Below are 16,649 nucleotides of genomic sequence, written 5' to 3' on the forward strand. Positions count from 1 at the left end.
GTTCCGCATGACCAAGGCGTCCGACCTGTTCGTCGCCGCGCTCGAAGCCGAAGGCGTGCAATACGTCTTCGGCATTCCCGGCGAGGAAAACCTCGACCTGCTCGAATCGATGCGCACCTCCACGATCAAACTCGTGCTCACCCGCCACGAACAGGCCGCCGGTTTCATGGCCGCGACCTACGGCCGGCTGACCGGCAAGGCCGGCGTCTGCCTGTCCACGCTGGGACCGGGCGCGACCAATCTGGTCACCGCCGCGGCCTATGCCCAACTCGGCGCGATGCCGATGTTGATGATCACCGGGCAGAAGCCGATCAAGACCAGCAAGCAAGGCCATTTCCAGATCGTCGATGTGGTCGACACCATGCGGCCGCTGACCAAGTACACCCGCCAGATCGTCGCCGCCGACAGCATCCCGGCGCGGGTGCGCGAAGCCTTCCGCCGCGCCGAGGAAGAACGCCCCGGCGCCGTGCATCTGGAACTGCCGCAGGACATCGCCGCCGACCCGACCCAGGCGCGGTTGATTCCGGCCTCGTTCTCGCGCCGCCCGGTGGCCGAGGACAAGGCCATCGAACGCGCCGCCGAAGCCATCGCCAACGCCCGCCATCCCCTGCTGATGATCGGCGCCGGCGCCAATCGCAAGACCACCTCCAAGACCCTGGACGAATTCGTCGCCAAGCTCGGCATCCCCTACTTCACCACGCAGATGGGCAAGGGCGTGCTCGACGAGCAAGGCCCGCTGTGGCTGGGCAACGCGGCCTTGTCCGATCACGACTTCGTCCATCGCGCCATCGACTCGGCCGACTGCATCGTCAACATCGGCCACGACGTCATCGAGAAACCGCCGTTCTTCATGCGCGAAGGCCGGCGCACGGTGATCCACGTCAACTACGCCAGCGCCGAAGTCGATGCGGTGTATTTCCCGCAGATCGAAGTCGTCGGCGACATCGCCCATTCGGTCTGGCGTTTGCAGGAAGCCCTGCAACCGCAGGCGCACTGGGACTTCGCCTTCTTCGACCGCGTGCGCGCCGCGCTGCTGGAGCAACTGCGCGACCGCGCCGACGACGACCGCTTTCCGCTCGCGCCGCAGCGTCTGGTCGCCGACGTGCGCGCGGCGCTGTCGCCGCGCGACGTGGTCTGCCTCGACAACGGCCTGTACAAGCTGTGGTTCGCGCGCAACTACCGCTGCCGCGAGCCGAACACCCTGCTGCTCGACAACGCGCTGGCGACGATGGGCGCCGGCCTGCCCTCGGCGATCGCCGCGCGCATCGTCTGCCCGGACCGCAAGGTTGTCGCGGTGTGCGGCGACGGCGGCTTCATGATGAATTCGCAGGAGCTGGAAACCGCGGTGCGGCTGGGCCTGGATCTGGTCGTGCTGGTATTGCGCGACGACGCCTACGGCATGATCAAGTGGAAACAGGCGCACGAACGCTATCCGAGCTTCGGCATGGACCTGGGCAATCCGGACTTCGTCGCCTACGCGCGCAGCTACGGCGCGCGCGGGCACCGGCCCGAGTCCAGCGATGCGTTCCTGCCGTTGCTGCGCCAGGCACTGGATACGCCGGGCGTGGATGTGATCGAAGTGCCGATCGATTACAACGACGACGACCGGATTCTCAACGAAGATATTCCCAGGCTCGCTTCGGCGGTGCAGTAACGCGGTTTGCCGCGTTCGACCTGACCTCGGTCGGGGCTGAAGCTCCCTCCCACAAAAGATTCCGCGGCATCGAGGTCTTTGTGGAAGGGAGCTAGGGAGCTTCAGCCCCGACATCCGAAGCGACGAACCTCTCCGACTTCGCTCATCCTTCAAGGAGCAGCCAATGGCCAAGCCCAACAAGAAAAAACCCGCCAAGGGTCTGAAGTCCAGCTACCCCTACTACCTCGCCAACCGCCCGGTCGCGGCCAATACCGAGCTGGAAGTGCTGGACAAATACAGCGGCAAGCGCGCCACCCGCGTGGCGATGGCCGATGCGGTCGCCGTGCGCAAGGCCATCGTCGCCGCGCACAAGGCGCGCGATGCGATGGCGCGGTTCACCCCCGACCGCCGCCGCGACGTGCTCGAACACTGCGTGCGCCGTTTCACCGAGCGTTTCGAAGAGCTCGCGCTGGCCCTGTGCATCGAAGCGGGCAAGCCGATCAAGGACGCGCGCGGCGAAGTCACCCGCCTGATCGACACCTTCCGCATCGCCGCCGGCGAAGCCACCCGCGGCGACGGCCAGATCATCGAGCTGCAGATCTCCGAGCGCACCCGCGGCTATCGCGGCATGGTCAAGCGCGTGCCGATCGGGCCGTGCAGCTTCATCACCCCGTTCAATTTCCCGCTGAACCTGGTCGCGCACAAAGTCGCGCCGGCGATCGCGGCCGGCTGCCCGTTCGTACTCAAGCCGGCGATCAAGACCCCGGTCGGCGCGTTGATCATCGGCGAGGTGCTGGCCGAAACCGATCTGCCCGAAGGCGCGTTCTCGGTGTTGTGCTGTTCGAACGAGGACGCCTCGCTGCTGGTCGAGGACGAGCGGATCAAGCTGCTGAGCTTCACCGGCGGCCTGATCGGCTGGGATCTGAAGGCGCGCGCCGGCAAGAAGAAGGTCACCCTGGAACTCGGCGGCAACGCCGCCTGCATCATCGACGCCGACCCGGGCGCCAGCCTGGATCACGTGGTCGAACGGCTGGTGTTCGGTGCTTACTACCAAAGCGGCCAGAGCTGCATCAGCGTGCAGCGCATCTACGCTCATGCCGCTATCTACGACAAGCTGCGCAAGAAGCTCAAGGCCGCGATCGGCGCGCTGCGCATGGGCGATCCGCGCTTCGATACGACCTTCATCGGCCCGGTGGTCGATGAGGACGCGGCCAAGCGCATCCAGTCGTGGATCGACGCGGCGGTCAAGGGCGGCGCCAAGCGCATCAATGCAGGCCCGCGTGTCGGCAACATGATTCCCGCAACCTTGCTGGAGAAGGTGCCGCACGATGCCGATCTGTACCGCAAGGAAGCCTTCGGCCCGGTTGCGGTGATCGAGCCGTTCGACGATTTCGACAGCGTCCTGGACGAGGTCAACGACAGCGACTTCGGCTTGCAGGCCGGCGTGTTCACCGGGCGATTGGATCATGCGATGCGCGCGTGGGACCGGCTCGATGTCGGCGGCGTGATCGTCGGCGACGTGCCGAGCTTCCGCGTGGACAACATGCCTTATGGCGGGGTCAAGGATTCCGGGCAGGGCCGCGAGGGGGTGCGGTATGCGATCGAAGACATGAGCGAGCAGCGGCTGTTGGTGATACGAGATCCAACCGAAGCGAAGTAACCCCGGACTTCTCCGAAGCCGCGTTCTACCAATTCTCAGCCGTATCAACCCCTCTCCCGCAAAGCGGGAGAGGGGTTGGGGTGAGGGCACGCCCAGCCGGCAAAACACCCTCATCCGCCCCCCGCCTTCGCGGGGGCAGGCTCTCCGGGCACCTTCTCCCGCCAGCGGGAGAAGGAAACAGCAAATATTTTTTTGCTGCCTCAACCCCACCCGCTATACCGGCCCGTTCGCCTTCCCAGGTCCACACACCAGGGAAGCCGTCATGCAAGCCTCAACCTCGCGCCGTTCGCCGTCCGCCCGCCACTCCATGCACCTGCTCAGCGCCGCCCTGCTGGCCGCGCTGGCCCTCAGCGCTTGCCAGGCGCCGGGCGATGTGAACTCCTCCACGAGCAAGAACGAACAGGTCGGCAAGGTCGGCGGCGCGCAGGCCGCGCAAGCCGATGCGCCGCGCGACAAACTCCAGGCCGCCGACGCGGCGGCGGCAGCCAGCGCGGGCTACATCGCCCCCGCCGAGCCGGCCAAGTCCATACCCGCACAGCCCTTGACCGAATCGGAAGCCAAGTCGGCCGGCAATCTCGCTCCGGCCGGCCTCGCGCAAGCGCAGGTGGACCAGGTGATGGTGACCGGCTCGCGCGTTCGCGAGGACAGCCGGCTCGTCAGGCGCATGGCCGCCGCGCCGATGCCCGTCGCATCCCCGGCGATGATCGCGCCGCCGCCTCCGCCGCCCTATTACTCGCAGCCGGCCAACACGGAAAAGTACGCCGAACGCGAGGACAACCCGGTGGTGCGCGCCAGCGAACAGCCGCTGTCCACCTTCTCCATCGACGTCGATACCGGCAGCTACGCCAACGTGCGGCGCATGCTCAACGACGGCCAGCGTCCACCCGCCGACGCAGTGCGCGCGGAGGAATTCATCAACTACTTCGACTACGGCCACGCCGCGCCGAAGTCGCTCGCCACGCCGTTCAAGGTGTCCACCGAACTGGCGCCGGCGCCGTGGAACGCGCAGCGCCAGTTGCTGATGATCGGCATCAAGGGCTATGACGTTCCCAAGCAGACGCTGCCGCCGGTCAACCTGGTGTTCCTGATCGACACCTCCGGCTCGATGGAATCGCCGGACAAATTGCCGTTGCTCAAGAGCGCGTTCTCGATGCTGACCAAGCAGCTGCGCGCGCAGGACCGCATCTCGATCGTGGTCTACGCCGGTGCCGCCGGCCTGGTGCTGCCGCCCACGCCCGGCGATCGCCAGCAGGAGATTCTCGACGCGCTGGGCCGCCTGCAGGCCGGCGGCAGCACCAACGGCGGTGACGGCATCCGCCTGGCTTATGCGACGGCGAAGCAGGCCTTCATCAAGGACGGCGTCAACCGCGTGATCCTGGCGACCGACGGCGACTTCAACGTCGGCACTGTCGACAACAACGCGCTGGAGACGATGGTCGCCGATCAGCGCAAGAGCGGCATCGCCCTGACCACGCTGGGCTTCGGCACCGGCAACTACAACGATCAGCTGTCGGAGAAACTGGCCGACGTCGGCGACGGCAACCATGCCTACATCGACACCTTGCAGGAAGCGCGCAAGGTGCTGGTCGAGGAAATGGGCTCGACCCTGCTGACCATCGCCCGCGACGTGAAGATCCAGATCGAATTCAATCCGGCGCAGGTGGCCGAATACCGTTTGATCGGTTACGAAAACCGTTTGCTCAAGCGCGAGGATTTCGCCAACGACAAGGTCGATGCCGGCGATATCGGCGCGGGCCATGAGGTCACTGCGTTGTACGAGATCACCCCGGTCGGCTCCAAGGCCACGCGCCTGCCGGCGTTGCGTTACACCGAAGCCACCGCGGCCGCCGGCGGCAAGGACGGCGAAATCGCCAACCTCAAGCTGCGCTACAAGCGTCCGGGCGAAGACCGCAGCCAGCTGATCGAAACGCCGGTGCTGCGCTCGGGCCAGCGCGCGGTCGCCAGCGATCCGATGCGCATGGCCGCGTCGGTCGCCGCCTTCGCCGATGCCTTGCGCGGCGGCAGCCAGTACGACGGCTGGGGCTGGGATCAGATTCTGGCCAGCGCACGCAGCGTGCGGCTCGACGATCGGTGGGGTCAGCGCGCCGAGTTCGTGCGATTGGTGGAGCGGGCGAAGTCGCAGATCGGCGAGTTGAAGCCGGCTAACGGCGTGGCTGTCAGTGACTGACAGCGCAGCCCCCAGTTCTCTTCCCCCCTTTGAAAAAGGGGGGTTAGGGGGATTCGCTTTTGCTCCTGACCAAACCCACACGCACCGAAAAGCAAATCCCCCGGCGCTTCGACCACCGCATAGCAACCGCATCCACGCCGACGCCAGCCCCCTTTTTCAAAGGGGGCGAATTGACTCGCTCGGTCGGATAACGGCGCAGCCCGAAGTCTCTTCCCCCCTTTGAAAAAGGGGGGCCAGGGGGGATTTGCTTTTGCTCCTGACCAAACGCACACGCACCGAAAAGCAAATCCCCCGGCGCTTCAACCATTGCTCAGCAACCGTAGCAACGCCGGGCGCCAGCCCCCTTTTTCAAAGGGGGCGAATTGACTCGCTCGGTCGGATAACCGGCGCAGTCCGAAGTCTCTTCCCCCCTTTGAAAAAGGGGGCCAGGGGGGATTCGCTTTTGCTCTTGACCAAACGCAGACGCACCGAAAAGCAAATCCCCCGGCGCTTCAACCATTGCTCAGCAACCGTAGCAACGCCGGGCGCCAGCCCCCTTTTCAGAGGGGGCGAATTGACTCGCTCGTTCTAAGCGTCGCCGGTACCGGTATGTTCGACGAAGTCAGGCTCGCCGAATCCGGTGCCGGCGGCGCCCTTCGGCGCCGCCGGATCGCGCGATTCGATCCGCACGCCGATGTCCTGCGCGCTCGCGCCGACAACCTCGGCCGCGGCGATATTCGAAGCCACGCCATCGGCGCCGATCACATCCGCCACGCCCTCGGGAATCCGCGCTTCGCCGCTGACGCCCTCGGCCGGACGCCCGAACAGATAGCCCTGGCCATAGGTGCAACCCAGTTCGCGCAGGATCAATCGCTGCGCCTGAGTCTCCACGCCCTCGCCAATGGTGTGGATGCCCAAAGTCCCGGCCAACGCCTGGATCGCGCGCACCACCGCGATGCTCTCCGGACGCGATTCGCCCACCAACCCAGCGACGAAACTCTGATCGATCTTCAAACACTCGATCGGGAACCGATGCAAATACGACAAGGCGGAGAACCCCGTACCGAAATCATCCAGCTGCGCCAGCACGCCGTGATTGCGCAAGGTGCGCAAGATCCGCAGCGCGCGCGGCACGTCGTCGAGCAGCGCGACTTCGGTGATCTCGATGCGCAGACGGCGCGGGTCGGCGCCGGCTTCTTCGATCATGCGCAGCAGCCGGTCGGCGAAATCGCCGGAACGGAAATGCCGCGGCGATACGTTGACCGAGATATAGCCCTGGCCGCCGCGCGCCAGTTCGGCGATCACCCGGCCGTAGAGAATCCAGTCGGCTTCCTCGATCAGGCCGCTGTCCTCGCCCAGGCCGATGAATTCGCGCGGCAACAGCAGCCCGCGTTTCTCGTGGCGCCAGCGCAGCAGCGCTTCGTGGCCGATCACCAGTTGATCGTCGAGGCGCACGATCGGCTGGTAATAGGCGATGAAGGCGTCGCTGTTGATGGCGCGGCGCAAGTCGGCTTCCAGGTCCAGGATGCGCAAGGCCTGCTCGCGCATTTCTTCGTCGAACACGGCGAAACGGCCGCGGCCGGCGCCCTTGGCGCGGTACATCGCCGCGTCGGCGTCGCGCAGCAGCTCGGTGCCGTTGGCGTAGCGCGGATGCCACATGGCGATGCCGACGCTGGCGGAGGGAAACACTTCGCGTCCGGCCACCCAGCACGGCTCGCCGAGCGCGCGCAGCACGCGCTGGGCCAGGTCTTCGGCCACCATCAGGCCGTCGATGTTTTCGATCAGGATCGCGAATTCGTCGCCGCCCAGGCGCGCGACCATGTCGGCGCTGCGCACGGTGCCGACGATGCGGCGGCTGCTTTCGATCAGCAGTTCGTCGCCGGCGGAATGGCCGACGCTGTCGTTGACCAGCTTGAACCGGTCCAGGTCCAGGAACAGCACCGCGAACGCGCGGTTCTCGCGCTTGGCGCGGGCGATGGCGTGATCCAGCCGATCGGCCAGTTGGCCGCGATTGGGCAGGCCGGTCAGCGCGTCGTGCAGGGCCTGATGAGTGAGCTTGAGTTCGGCGCGCACGCGTTCGCCGATCTGCGCGACCAGCTCGGCGTTGGTGTGGGCCAGCTCGCGCGTGCGCGTGGCCACGCGCTGTTCGAGTTCGCCGTGCGCGGTGACCAGCCGGTCCTGCGCCTGCTTGCGCGCCAGGCCGATGCTGATGTGATGGGCGACGAAGGTCAGCAGTTCCTGGTCGCGGGCGTTGAAGCTGATCGCGCGCGAGTAGCTCTGGATCGCGATCACGCCCACCACCGCGTCGTCGCGGTACAGCGGCACGCCGAGCCAGCAATGCGCGGCCGAGCCGTGGCTGCGCACTTCGCCGCGGCTGTTGAGCTCGGCGATGCGGTGGCGATCGGCCAGCAGCGGCTTGCCCTGGCGGATCACGTATTCGGTCAGGCCGTCGGCAAGCCGGCGGGTTTCGCGGATCACGTCGCGTTCGTCGATCGAATACGGAAACTGCAGGCGCTCGCCGTCGTCGGACAGCAGCGCGATATAGAAGTTGCGCGCGTACAGCAGTTCGCTGACCACGTCGTGGACCTGGGAATAGAAGCGTTCCAGGGTGTCGGAGGTGATGGTCAGCTCGGCGATGCGGAACAGCGCGCGCTGCAGGCGCTCGGAGCGCTGGCGTTCGATGATCTCGGCCTGCAGGTCGCGATTGCTCAGCTGCAGCGCGTAGGTGCGCTCGGCGACGCGACGTTCGAGTTCCTCGCGCGCGCGGAAGCGGTCCAGCGCGGTGAGGATGTGCTGGGCGACGAAGGACAGCAGGGCGCGGTCTTCGTCGCCGTAACTGCCGGCGGTGTCGTAGTTCTGCACCACGATCGCGCCGCACACGCGTTCGTCGCGGCGCATCGGCACGCCGAGCCAGTCGGCGCTGTCGGGGCCGTGGCGCTCGTCGTTGGGAACGTTCAGGCGTTCGCGCAGATCGGCCGAACTGCCCTGCAGCGATTCGCCGTGGCGCAGCAGCGCCAGGGTCAGGCTGGTCGGCATGTCTTCGCCGCGGATCGACTGCAGCGGATTGGCCACGTAGGGATCGTGACGGTCGGCGAAATACAAAAAGCGCATCGTGTCGGCGACGTCGTCGTAGAGCACGATGTAGAAATTCTCCGCGTACATCAGGCCGCAGACCACGCCGTGGATGCGGCTGAGCAGGTCGGGCATCTCCAGGCCGGAGCCGGCCAGATCGGCGATGCCGTACAGCGCCTGCTGCAGGCGCTCGGACTTCTCCAGCGCCTCGGCGCGGGCGTGGGCGCGGCCGGCGGCCAGGTCGGCGGCGACGATGCGCCGCGCCATCGCCAGCCAGGCCGCGCGCAGCGGCGTGGTCAGCACTTGCGGCATCTGCGCGACGATGCTGGCGCGGCTGCGGTCTTCCAGCCACCACGCCGCCTCGATGCGGTCGGCGTAGCGGTCATCGGAGGCGCCGACCGCGGGCGGGTCGCGCTCCAGCAGGCGGCGCGCGGCATCGCGCAGGGGCGCCTCGGTGCCGGGCGTGAACGAATCCGATACCCGGCCGTGGGCCGGACGCCAGCACACCACCACCTGCGAGCCGGCCGGCAGGGCCTCCTGCAGGGCGCACGCCAGGGCTTCGCCCGCGGACGATTCGCTCACCGCTGCCGCTTGCATCGCATCTGTCCGCACCGGATCGCCGCCTTCCATACAGGGCGCAGGATAACGCGAGCTTTACATGTTCGGCAGATCGCAACCCCGCCGCCGGCCCCGATCCGTTGTTCCAGACATGCTACTGGCCCTGCCCACATCGCTATACGACGCCCCGCCGACGCGCAAGCGCTTCCCGTCCGCGCCGACTCACCGTACCCTGCCGCGAATGAACTCCGGTGCCGACGCGAGCGACGACGTGCTGATGCTGGCCTGGACGGCCGGCGACGCGGCGGCGTTCGAGTTGCTGTACGCGCGCCATCGCGGCCCCCTGTACCGGTTCTTGCTGCGGCAGATCCGCGATTCGGCGCTGGCCGACGAGTTCTTCCAGGATGTCTGGCAGCGCGTGATCGGCGCGCGCCACGGCTGGAAACCCGACGCGCAGTTCAGCACCTGGCTGTTCCGGATCGCCCACAACCGCCTCAACGACCACTGGCGCGGCCTCAAGCACCGCCCGCCGACGCCGGAAGACGGCGACGAACGCGCCGCGCGCGTGCCCGACCCGACCACGCCCGAGCGCGAACTGTCCGAATTCGAACAGCGCCGCCGCCTGCAGCGCGCGATCGAGGAATTGCCCGAGGAGCAGCGTGAAGTGGTGCTGCTGCGACTGGAACAGGAACTGAGTCTGGAGGAGATCGGCGCCATTACGGGGGCGGGCCGGGAAACGGTGAAGTCCAGGCTGCGATACGCGATGGACAAGCTTCGCGCGAGGTTGACCGAATGAACCGCCGTCCCGACGCACCCGATCCCCTGTCTCCGGAAGAACGCGATCTGGCCGACCGCCTGCTGCGGTTGGGCCCGAACGACGGCCCCTCTTCCGCGCTGGACGCGAAGATTCTCGCCGCCGCGCACGCCGCGGTGGCGCAGACGCCGCGTGCGCGCGCGCGCAAAACTCGCTGGCCGGCGTGGATCGGCGTGGCCGCTTCGCTGTCGTTGGCGGTCGGTATCGCCTGGCAATTGCGGCCGATGGACAAGGCCGCCGAAGCCATGCGCGAGGATCAGGTCGCCGTCGCGGCCAGCGCCAGCGCCAGCGACAGTTCCGCCGCGGCCGATGCCGCCGCCGCGGCGCCCGCGCCCGCCAACCAGGATTCGATCGCCGGCCAGGGCGGCGCGGCGCCGGCCGCCGCTGCCGAAGATGCCGCCGCCAGCGCGCAGATGGCCAAGAACGTCGCCGTCCCGATCCCGCCGGCACCGGCCGAACTCTCGTCCCCTCCGAGCCGGATCGCGCCGCCTCCGCCTCCGCCGCCGCAGTTCGCCAAGCGCAGCAACGCCGCCACCGACACCGACACCGGCTCATTGGCGAGCGCGAACCGCGCCGCCGAGCCGCGACCCGAGCAAGTTTACGAACGCGGTTATTCGAAGTCGCAGGAACGCAACGACGCCGCCTACCCGGCGAAGGTCATGGCCGCGCCGCCTCCGCCGCCGGCGCCGGTGCCGAATTTCGATCCGGCCCCGATCGCCGCGCCCGCACCGTTCCCCGCCGATGCCGCGCCCGCCGCCGCCCCCGCGCCTGCGGCGCCCTCGCCGCTCGCCCGCGACGCCGCCAAGCCCGGCAGCGAGGCCAAGATGCGCCGCGTCGCGCCGGCAGCGGTCAGCGGGCTCAGCGCCGCCGAAGCCGAAGCCCCCGCGGGCGCGCAGCCGACGCAGTCGCGGGCCAAGTCCGAGACCTTCAAGGCCGCCGCGGAAGAAACCAAATCTATGCCGCCGCAGCCCGTCCGCGAGGACAGCGCGCTCGACCGCGTCATGGTCACCGGCTCGCGCATCTCCGGCAATGTCGAAGACGACAGCAAGCTGCCCGCCGCGCAATGGCTGGACCGCATCCGCGAATACCGCGACGGCGGCGAGCTCGAACGCGCCCGCGAAAGCCTGCGCCAGTTCCGCCGCAGCCATCCGCGCAGCCGGGTTCCGCGCGACCTGCGGCCGCTGCTCAAATGAGCGCGGCCGTCGGGCGCCGCCGAGCCGCCCTGTCGCTACCGCGCCCGCAGCCGGCGGGTTGAGGCCGCCGCGATGAGCGCGACCACGCTGGCCGAGCGCGCCCGCCACCAGATCGAGATCAAGCACAGCCGCTTCCTGGCCCTGGCCGCGCCGGTGGCCTCGCCCGAGGCCGCGCTGGCCTTCGTCCAGGAGGTCGCCGACCCGGACGCGACCCACAACTGCTGGGCCTACCGGATCGGCGCGAGCTATCGCTTCAACGACGACGGCGAACCCTCCGGCACCGCCGGCCGGCCGATCCTGGCCGCCATCGACGGCCAGGGCTGCGATCAGGTGGTGACCGTGGTCACGCGCTGGTACGGCGGGATCAAGCTCGGCGCCGGCGGTCTGGTCCGCGCCTACGGCGGCGCCGCGGCCGAATGCCTGCGCCGCGCCGCGCGCCGGGAATTGATCGTCTACGGCGAACTCGACCTGGCCTACGCCTTCGAGGACATCGGCGCCGTGCACGCGGCCTTGAACGCATTCGGCGCGGAAAAAGCCGGGGAACGCTTCGACGCCGACGGCGCGCATGTGCGGATTCGCCTGCCGGCGTCGCAGTTGCCCGCCTTGAAAGAACAGCTGCGCGACGCCACTCGTAATCGCGTGCGCCTAAATTCTCCAGGCGAACCGCCCTCCCCTCGATAGACTGCGATCCATGACCGATGCCAGCGCCGGCCCGAAGGCCGCCCCCCGACGCGACAGGGCCCCGATCGGCAGCCTGAGCACCCTTTGGCCGTTCGTGCGCAAACACAAAGGCCTGTTCGTCGCCTGGCTGTTCGCGCTGGCCGCCTCCAGCGCCGCCACGCTGAGCTTTCCGGCCGCGTTCAAGACCATGATCGACCAGGGCTTCGCCCAGAGCACCGCCGGCGGCGGCAGCGGCGCGATCGACCGCGCCTTCCTGATCCTGTTCCTGGTCGCTATCGGCCTGGCCTTCGCCACCGCCGCGCGCTTCTATCTGGTGTCGGTGCTCGGCGAAAAAGTCGTCGCCGATCTGCGCGAGCAGCTGTACCGGCATCTGGTCGGGCTCGACGCCGGCTTCCACGACCGCAACCGCAGCGGCGAACTGGTCTCGCGCCTGACCGCCGACGCCGAGCTGCTGCGCAGCGTGGTGGGTTCCAGCATGTCGGTGGCGCTGCGCAGTTCGGTCACGGTGATCGGCAGCCTGGCGATGATGTTCGTGACCAATCCGCGCCTGGCCGCGTTCTCATTGATCGGCATTCCCTTGGCGGTGCTGCCGATCGTGGCCGGCGGCCGCAAGCTGCAGCGCATCTCGCGCGCCAGCCAGGACCGCGTCGCCGACGCCAACACCCTGGCCAGCGAAACCCTGGGCGCGGTGCGCACGGTCCAGGCGCATGCGCGCGAGCCCTACGAACAAGGCCGTTTCAGCCATTCGCTGCGGGTCGCGGTGAAGGCCGCGCGCCAGCGCATCACCGCCCAGGCCTGGGTCACCGCGATCGCCATCACCCTGGTGTTCGGCGCGATCATCATGGTGCTGTGGTCGGGCGCGCACGACGTCATCGCCGGCCGCCTGACCGCCGGCACATTGGCGCAGTTCGTGCTGTACGCGCTGATCGGCGGCGGCTCGATCGGCGCGCTGGCCGAGGTCTGGAACGATCTGCAGCGCGCGGCCGGCGGCATGGGCCGGATCAGCGAACTGCTCAACGAAGAAAGCGCGGTGCAGGCGCCGGAGCATCCGCAACCGCTGCCACAGCCGCTGCGCGGCGAGATCGTGTTCGACCACGTCGGCTTCCACTATCCGCAGCGTCCCGACCTGCCGGCACTGCAGGACTTCAGCCTGCGCGTGAATCCCGGCGAGACCGTGGCCCTGGTCGGCCCGTCCGGCGCCGGTAAGAGCACGGTGTTCTCCGTGCTGCTGCGCTTCCACGATCCGCAGCACGGCGCGGTGCGCGTGGACGGCGTGGACGTGCGCGACGCCGATCCGGGCGCGCTGCGCGAGCGCATCGCCCTGGTGCCGCAGCAGCCGACCATCTTCGCCACCACCGCGCGCGACAACGTGCGTTACGGCCGCCTGGACGCCAGCGACGAAGAAGTCGATGAAGCCGTACGCGCCGCCTACGCCACCGATTTCATCGAGACGCTGCCCGACGGCCTGTCCACCGAACTGGGCGAACGCGGCGCGCGCCTGTCCGGCGGCCAGCAGCAACGCATCGTGATCGCCCGCGCCCTGCTCAAGGACGCGCCGATCCTGCTGCTCGACGAAGCCACCAGCGCGCTCGACGCGCAGAGCGAACGCGCGGTGCAGCAGGCGCTGGAAGCGCTGATGCACGGCCGCACGACGCTGGTGATCGCCCATCGCCTGGCGACCGTGCTCAAGGCCGACCGCATCGTGGTCATGGATCGCGGCCGCATCGTCGCCGAAGGCACCCATGCGCAGCTGCTGGCGCAGGGCGGCTTGTACGCGGAGTTGGCGAAGCTGCAGTTCCTGGACTGAGCGTCGCCCGCGGCGACAGCAGCACAGACAAACCCGATATGCCGCGGATCCGCGGCCCCGCGACGCGACCCAACGCGAAACGCCCCGCACAAGCGGGGCGTTGATAGCATCGCTACCGAACAACGCCCCACGCGAGACGGGGCGTTGTCGGTTTCAGACCCTGCCTCGCCGATCAATCAGCCGGTGACCAAGGTCAGGCCGTACTGGCTCAGGATCGGCCCGACGCGCTCGAACAAGCTGCTGCGCTGCGAAGCCGGGATGCCGCAGTTGTTGCCGTTGGGCTGAACGTTGCCGCCCGACATCACGCCCTGCGCCTGACCGGCGCTGGTGATCCACGAACCGCCCGAATCGCCGCGGCCCATGCAGGCGTTGCCCTGGGTCAGGCCGCGCACCGCGCCTTCGGCGTAGTTGGCGGTGACGTTCTTGGCGGTGATCGTGCCGCACTGGTAACCGGTGGTGCGGCCCGAGCGGCAGACCGCCGCGCCGATCGCCGCTTCGGCGCTGCCGCGCACGGTGACGTAGCTGCTGCCGTTGGCCACGCGCGGCAACAGCGTCTGCGCGCTGGTCAGGCTGACCCAGGCGCGATCGTTGCCCGGGAACACGCGGCCGGCGAAGGTGCCGACCTGGGCGCCGCCGATGCGCGCGACCGAGTTGACCGTGCCGCAATGGCCGGCGGTGACGAAGCCCTTGGTGGCGCCGCGGGTGACCGAGAAGCCGACCGAGCACAAGGTCGCGTTGTTGATCGAGTACTCGATGCCGCCGATGATGTTGGCGGTGGTCTGCAGCTGGCCCGGCGCGGTTTCGATGCGCACCGCGCCGCTGTCGGCGCCGCTGAGCGCGACGAAGTCGATGCCGGCGTCGGTCGCGCCTTCATCGACCTTGACCACCACCGTGTTGCTGCGCACGTCCACGTACCAGGTCTGCACGCCGGCGAGCGGCTTGCTGACGCCCTTGACCCGCGCGTTGGCGCCGGCGTCGAGCAGATCCATCGACTGCTGCAACTGCTTCAGGCTGTGGCGCACATTGCGCACTTCCACGCCGCCCAGCGTGCTGGACTTGCGTGCGCCGGCGGTCGCGGCGACGACGCGGAAACTGCCGTCGTCATTGCGCTCGATCCAGCTGCCGGCGAAGTTGCCGCCGAACTCGCGTTCGATCGACGCGGCCTGCTCGCGCGCGAGTTTTTCCGTTTGCAGGTACTGAGCGATTTGACCCGGGAAAATTCCCAGATCGCGTTGCATGGCGAATTTAAGCGCCGGGCTGACTTCATCGGCGGCCAGGGCGGCACCGGAAGCAAGCGCGGCGACCGCCGCAACAGCGCAGAACACGGAAGCGCGCGCGAACGAACGGCGCGAACGGGATTTCGATACGGACATGCGAAGAACTCCTAGTGGGAATCTGACATGAGATCGATGGAATGAAGCCGAGCGGCTTCTCGACGCTGTCATGGCGACAGCGGCCTCTCGTCGGCAAGCTCACGCGCAATCCGGATGCGCGCGCACGCTTGCGAGGCCATCCCAGCTAAAAATAACTGCCCCTCATGCGCAAGGTCGCAGCCCAGGCGCGATCACACCCACAGTCCGAGGCGCGTCACAAGAACGCGTATTGGCATAAGCGGATGAACGAAACGCGGTGTCGACGCGTTATCGATGCGCAGTGGTATGTAGCGCTTTATTCGGGTGTTGCGATGCAGCGGAATCGATCGCGTCGCGATCAACGATGTCGCTTCAAGCGACCGCGGCGGAACCTGCCGACACCGGCGGCTTCACGGGTCGGGTCATAAATCTCAAGCAGCAACTCGATGCCGCGCTCACCGAGTAGACGCATATTGCGTGGCGAAATTTCCGATGAATCGTTGCGGGTATCCATGAACAAACCGCAGTACAAATCGAGTTCGAAGCGCGACTGCAACGAAGCCCACAGCGCGGGATCGTGACTGAGCTGAGCGAACAACTCATCGATCTGCTCATCCAGATCGCCCGGGGTGCGCTGTTCCACTTTCAAGTGCCAAGTGCCGGTCTTGGCGATCCGTGCGGCACCGGTCCGAGTGTTCACCACGATCGTGTCGCCCTTGAGATGCGAAAACGATGGCTGCGCGCCGAGCGCGTGGCTGAGTTCATCCGGAATCAGCTCGTCGCCCCAGATTCGCAGGCAAGCCGCTGTGTGTTTCAGCAAGGACATCGGCGCGGTTCCCGAGCGGATTCACCGCCGACCCCATGTCCGCGGACGCGCCACTTCAGCGCAAACGCGGCGCGGTTGCAATCGATTGGATCGGGTTTGTGCTGTCGTGCGTGCGCATGCGCTCTCGACGCATCGGCAAGGACGCGCTGATGTCGATACCGGCGCGGACGACGGCGGCTTGCGCGGGCTGCGCGAACCTCGCCCCGCTGCAAGTCACCACGGCTTCAACCCGTGCGCTTGAACTCGCTCACCAGCCACACGCTCAGCAGGCACAGCGCGAACAGGCCCGCGCCGCGGCTCAGCCAGAACAGCGCCAGGGAAAAGTCCGAACCGTGCGCCGGGGGCGGAATCGCAGCCAACGCCACCAGCGCCAGCGCCTGGGATTTACGTGAACCACGCATGGTGCACCTCCCGCGGCGGCCCGGATGGCCGCCTCACCCGACCTTACACCCATCCGCACCAGGCTGGCATGACCCGCGGCGGAACAAGCGACGGCCGGTATCGCGGCGGCGCGAGATTCGCCCGGGCGTGCGGATTCATGGTGTGGTTGGATGATGAAGCGATATCTCAATCTCAGCGGCGACTCGGGCGTGCGCGCCTACCTGCCCGGGCCGGATGCGATCGCGATCGAGTTCCTCGACGGCTCGGTTTATCTGTACACCAGCGACAGCGCCGGTATCGACACGATCGCGCGCATGCTCGAACTGGCCGAACGCGGGCGTGGGCTGAGCGCTTACATCAGCCAGCACGTCGGCGATGCGTATGCGCAGAAGCTGCGTTAGCGGCGGCTTGAGCCGATACGCCGACGATGAGAAACCGCGAGCAACAGCGCGAGTATCGGCACGCTGCCGGTCGTTAACGCCGCCAAGCCGCCGCACGCCGCTGC

Annotated in this window: 12 protein-coding genes; 8 read left to right on the top strand and 4 right to left on the bottom strand. The window is 67.9% G+C overall.

The features are described from left to right. The first annotated feature begins 7 nt into the window (after positions 1-7). From AB4Y92_RS21415 to AB4Y92_RS21425, 3 genes are all read left to right on the top strand, one after another. Positions 8-1,654 carry an acetolactate synthase large subunit gene (locus tag AB4Y92_RS21415; RefSeq protein WP_057942386.1) on the top strand — a complete coding sequence of 549 codons (1,647 nt, stop codon included), beginning with the start codon at positions 8-10 and terminating at the stop codon, positions 1,652-1,654. Positions 1,655-1,817: 163 nt separating this feature from the next. Continuing rightward, positions 1,818-3,293, top strand: coding sequence for an aldehyde dehydrogenase family protein (locus tag AB4Y92_RS21420; RefSeq protein ID WP_441821504.1), 1,476 nt, complete (start codon positions 1,818-1,820; stop codon positions 3,291-3,293). A gap of 262 nt (positions 3,294-3,555) precedes the next feature. Further along, a complete protein-coding gene (locus tag AB4Y92_RS21425) occupies positions 3,556-5,481 on the top strand; it encodes a vWA domain-containing protein (protein WP_441821505.1) in 1,926 nt (641 codons plus the stop codon). A 567-nt stretch (positions 5,482-6,048) separates the two neighbouring features. Here the strand turns inward: AB4Y92_RS21425 and AB4Y92_RS21430 are convergent. Beyond that, positions 6,049-9,129 (bottom strand): EAL domain-containing protein, encoded by a 3,081-nt coding sequence (locus tag AB4Y92_RS21430; RefSeq protein WP_441821506.1) that lies wholly within the window; start codon positions 9,127-9,129, stop codon positions 6,049-6,051. A 202-nt stretch (positions 9,130-9,331) separates the two neighbouring features. Here AB4Y92_RS21430 and AB4Y92_RS21435 point away from each other — a divergent pair, with 202 nt between their 5' ends. From AB4Y92_RS21435 to AB4Y92_RS21450, 4 genes are all read left to right on the top strand, one after another. Continuing rightward, positions 9,332-9,886: an RNA polymerase sigma factor gene (locus AB4Y92_RS21435; RefSeq protein ID WP_215059354.1), complete on the top strand. Its 555-nt coding sequence runs from the start codon at positions 9,332-9,334 to the stop codon at positions 9,884-9,886. Continuing rightward, a complete protein-coding gene (locus AB4Y92_RS21440; RefSeq protein WP_441821507.1) occupies positions 9,883-11,097 on the top strand; it encodes a hypothetical protein in 1,215 nt (404 codons plus the stop codon). Before AB4Y92_RS21435 ends, AB4Y92_RS21440 begins: the two co-directional genes overlap by 4 nt. Before the next feature lie 72 nt (positions 11,098-11,169). Then, positions 11,170-11,778: an IMPACT family protein gene (locus AB4Y92_RS21445; RefSeq protein ID WP_441821508.1), complete on the top strand. Its 609-nt coding sequence runs from the start codon at positions 11,170-11,172 to the stop codon at positions 11,776-11,778. Positions 11,779-11,788: 10 nt separating this feature from the next. After that, positions 11,789-13,585, top strand: a complete 1,797-nt coding sequence (locus tag AB4Y92_RS21450; RefSeq protein WP_441821509.1) for an ABC transporter transmembrane domain-containing protein — start codon at positions 11,789-11,791, stop codon at positions 13,583-13,585. A 176-nt stretch (positions 13,586-13,761) separates the two neighbouring features. Here the strand turns inward: AB4Y92_RS21450 and AB4Y92_RS21455 are convergent, their stop codons facing one another. From AB4Y92_RS21455 to AB4Y92_RS21465, 3 genes are all read right to left on the bottom strand, one after another. Further along, positions 13,762-14,958, bottom strand: coding sequence for a S1 family peptidase (locus tag AB4Y92_RS21455; RefSeq protein ID WP_441821510.1), 1,197 nt, complete (start codon positions 14,956-14,958; stop codon positions 13,762-13,764). A 337-nt stretch (positions 14,959-15,295) separates the two neighbouring features. Continuing rightward, the gene (locus AB4Y92_RS21460) at positions 15,296-15,763 is read right to left on the bottom strand and encodes a DUF4279 domain-containing protein (protein WP_441821511.1); all 468 of its coding nucleotides are present in this window, start codon (positions 15,761-15,763) and stop codon (positions 15,296-15,298) included. A gap of 224 nt (positions 15,764-15,987) precedes the next feature. Continuing rightward, entirely contained in the window at positions 15,988-16,164 is a 177-nt protein-coding gene (locus AB4Y92_RS21465; RefSeq protein WP_235110082.1) for a hypothetical protein, read from the bottom strand. 150 nt (positions 16,165-16,314) lie between these two features. Between AB4Y92_RS21465 and AB4Y92_RS21470 the strand changes: the two genes are divergently transcribed. After that, the gene (locus AB4Y92_RS21470; RefSeq protein ID WP_441821512.1) at positions 16,315-16,545 is read left to right on the top strand and encodes a hypothetical protein; all 231 of its coding nucleotides are present in this window, start codon (positions 16,315-16,317) and stop codon (positions 16,543-16,545) included. Positions 16,546-16,649 lie beyond the last annotated feature (104 nt).

Origin of the sequence: Lysobacter sp. TAB13 (assembly GCF_052113885.1) — a bacterium.
GTDB classification, from domain to species: Bacteria; Pseudomonadota; Gammaproteobacteria; order Xanthomonadales; family Xanthomonadaceae; genus Lysobacter; species Lysobacter gummosus.

Coding starts and splice junctions, on each gene's coding strand:
- AB4Y92_RS21415 (WP_057942386.1), top strand. CDS start 8: ATGACCAAGGCGTCCGACCTGTTCGTCGCCGCGCTCGAAGCCGAAGGC.
- AB4Y92_RS21420 (WP_441821504.1), top strand. CDS start 1,818: ATGGCCAAGCCCAACAAGAAAAAACCCGCCAAGGGTCTGAAGTCCAGC.
- AB4Y92_RS21425 (WP_441821505.1), top strand. CDS start 3,556: ATGCAAGCCTCAACCTCGCGCCGTTCGCCGTCCGCCCGCCACTCCATG.
- AB4Y92_RS21430 (WP_441821506.1), bottom strand. CDS start 9,129: ATGCAAGCGGCAGCGGTGAGCGAATCGTCCGCGGGCGAAGCCCTGGCG.
- AB4Y92_RS21435 (WP_215059354.1), top strand. CDS start 9,332: ATGAACTCCGGTGCCGACGCGAGCGACGACGTGCTGATGCTGGCCTGG.
- AB4Y92_RS21440 (WP_441821507.1), top strand. CDS start 9,883: ATGAACCGCCGTCCCGACGCACCCGATCCCCTGTCTCCGGAAGAACGC.
- AB4Y92_RS21445 (WP_441821508.1), top strand. CDS start 11,170: ATGAGCGCGACCACGCTGGCCGAGCGCGCCCGCCACCAGATCGAGATC.
- AB4Y92_RS21450 (WP_441821509.1), top strand. CDS start 11,789: ATGACCGATGCCAGCGCCGGCCCGAAGGCCGCCCCCCGACGCGACAGG.
- AB4Y92_RS21455 (WP_441821510.1), bottom strand. CDS start 14,958: ATGTCCGTATCGAAATCCCGTTCGCGCCGTTCGTTCGCGCGCGCTTCC.
- AB4Y92_RS21460 (WP_441821511.1), bottom strand. CDS start 15,763: ATGTCCTTGCTGAAACACACAGCGGCTTGCCTGCGAATCTGGGGCGAC.
- AB4Y92_RS21465 (WP_235110082.1), bottom strand. CDS start 16,164: ATGCGTGGTTCACGTAAATCCCAGGCGCTGGCGCTGGTGGCGTTGGCT.
- AB4Y92_RS21470 (WP_441821512.1), top strand. CDS start 16,315: ATGATGAAGCGATATCTCAATCTCAGCGGCGACTCGGGCGTGCGCGCC.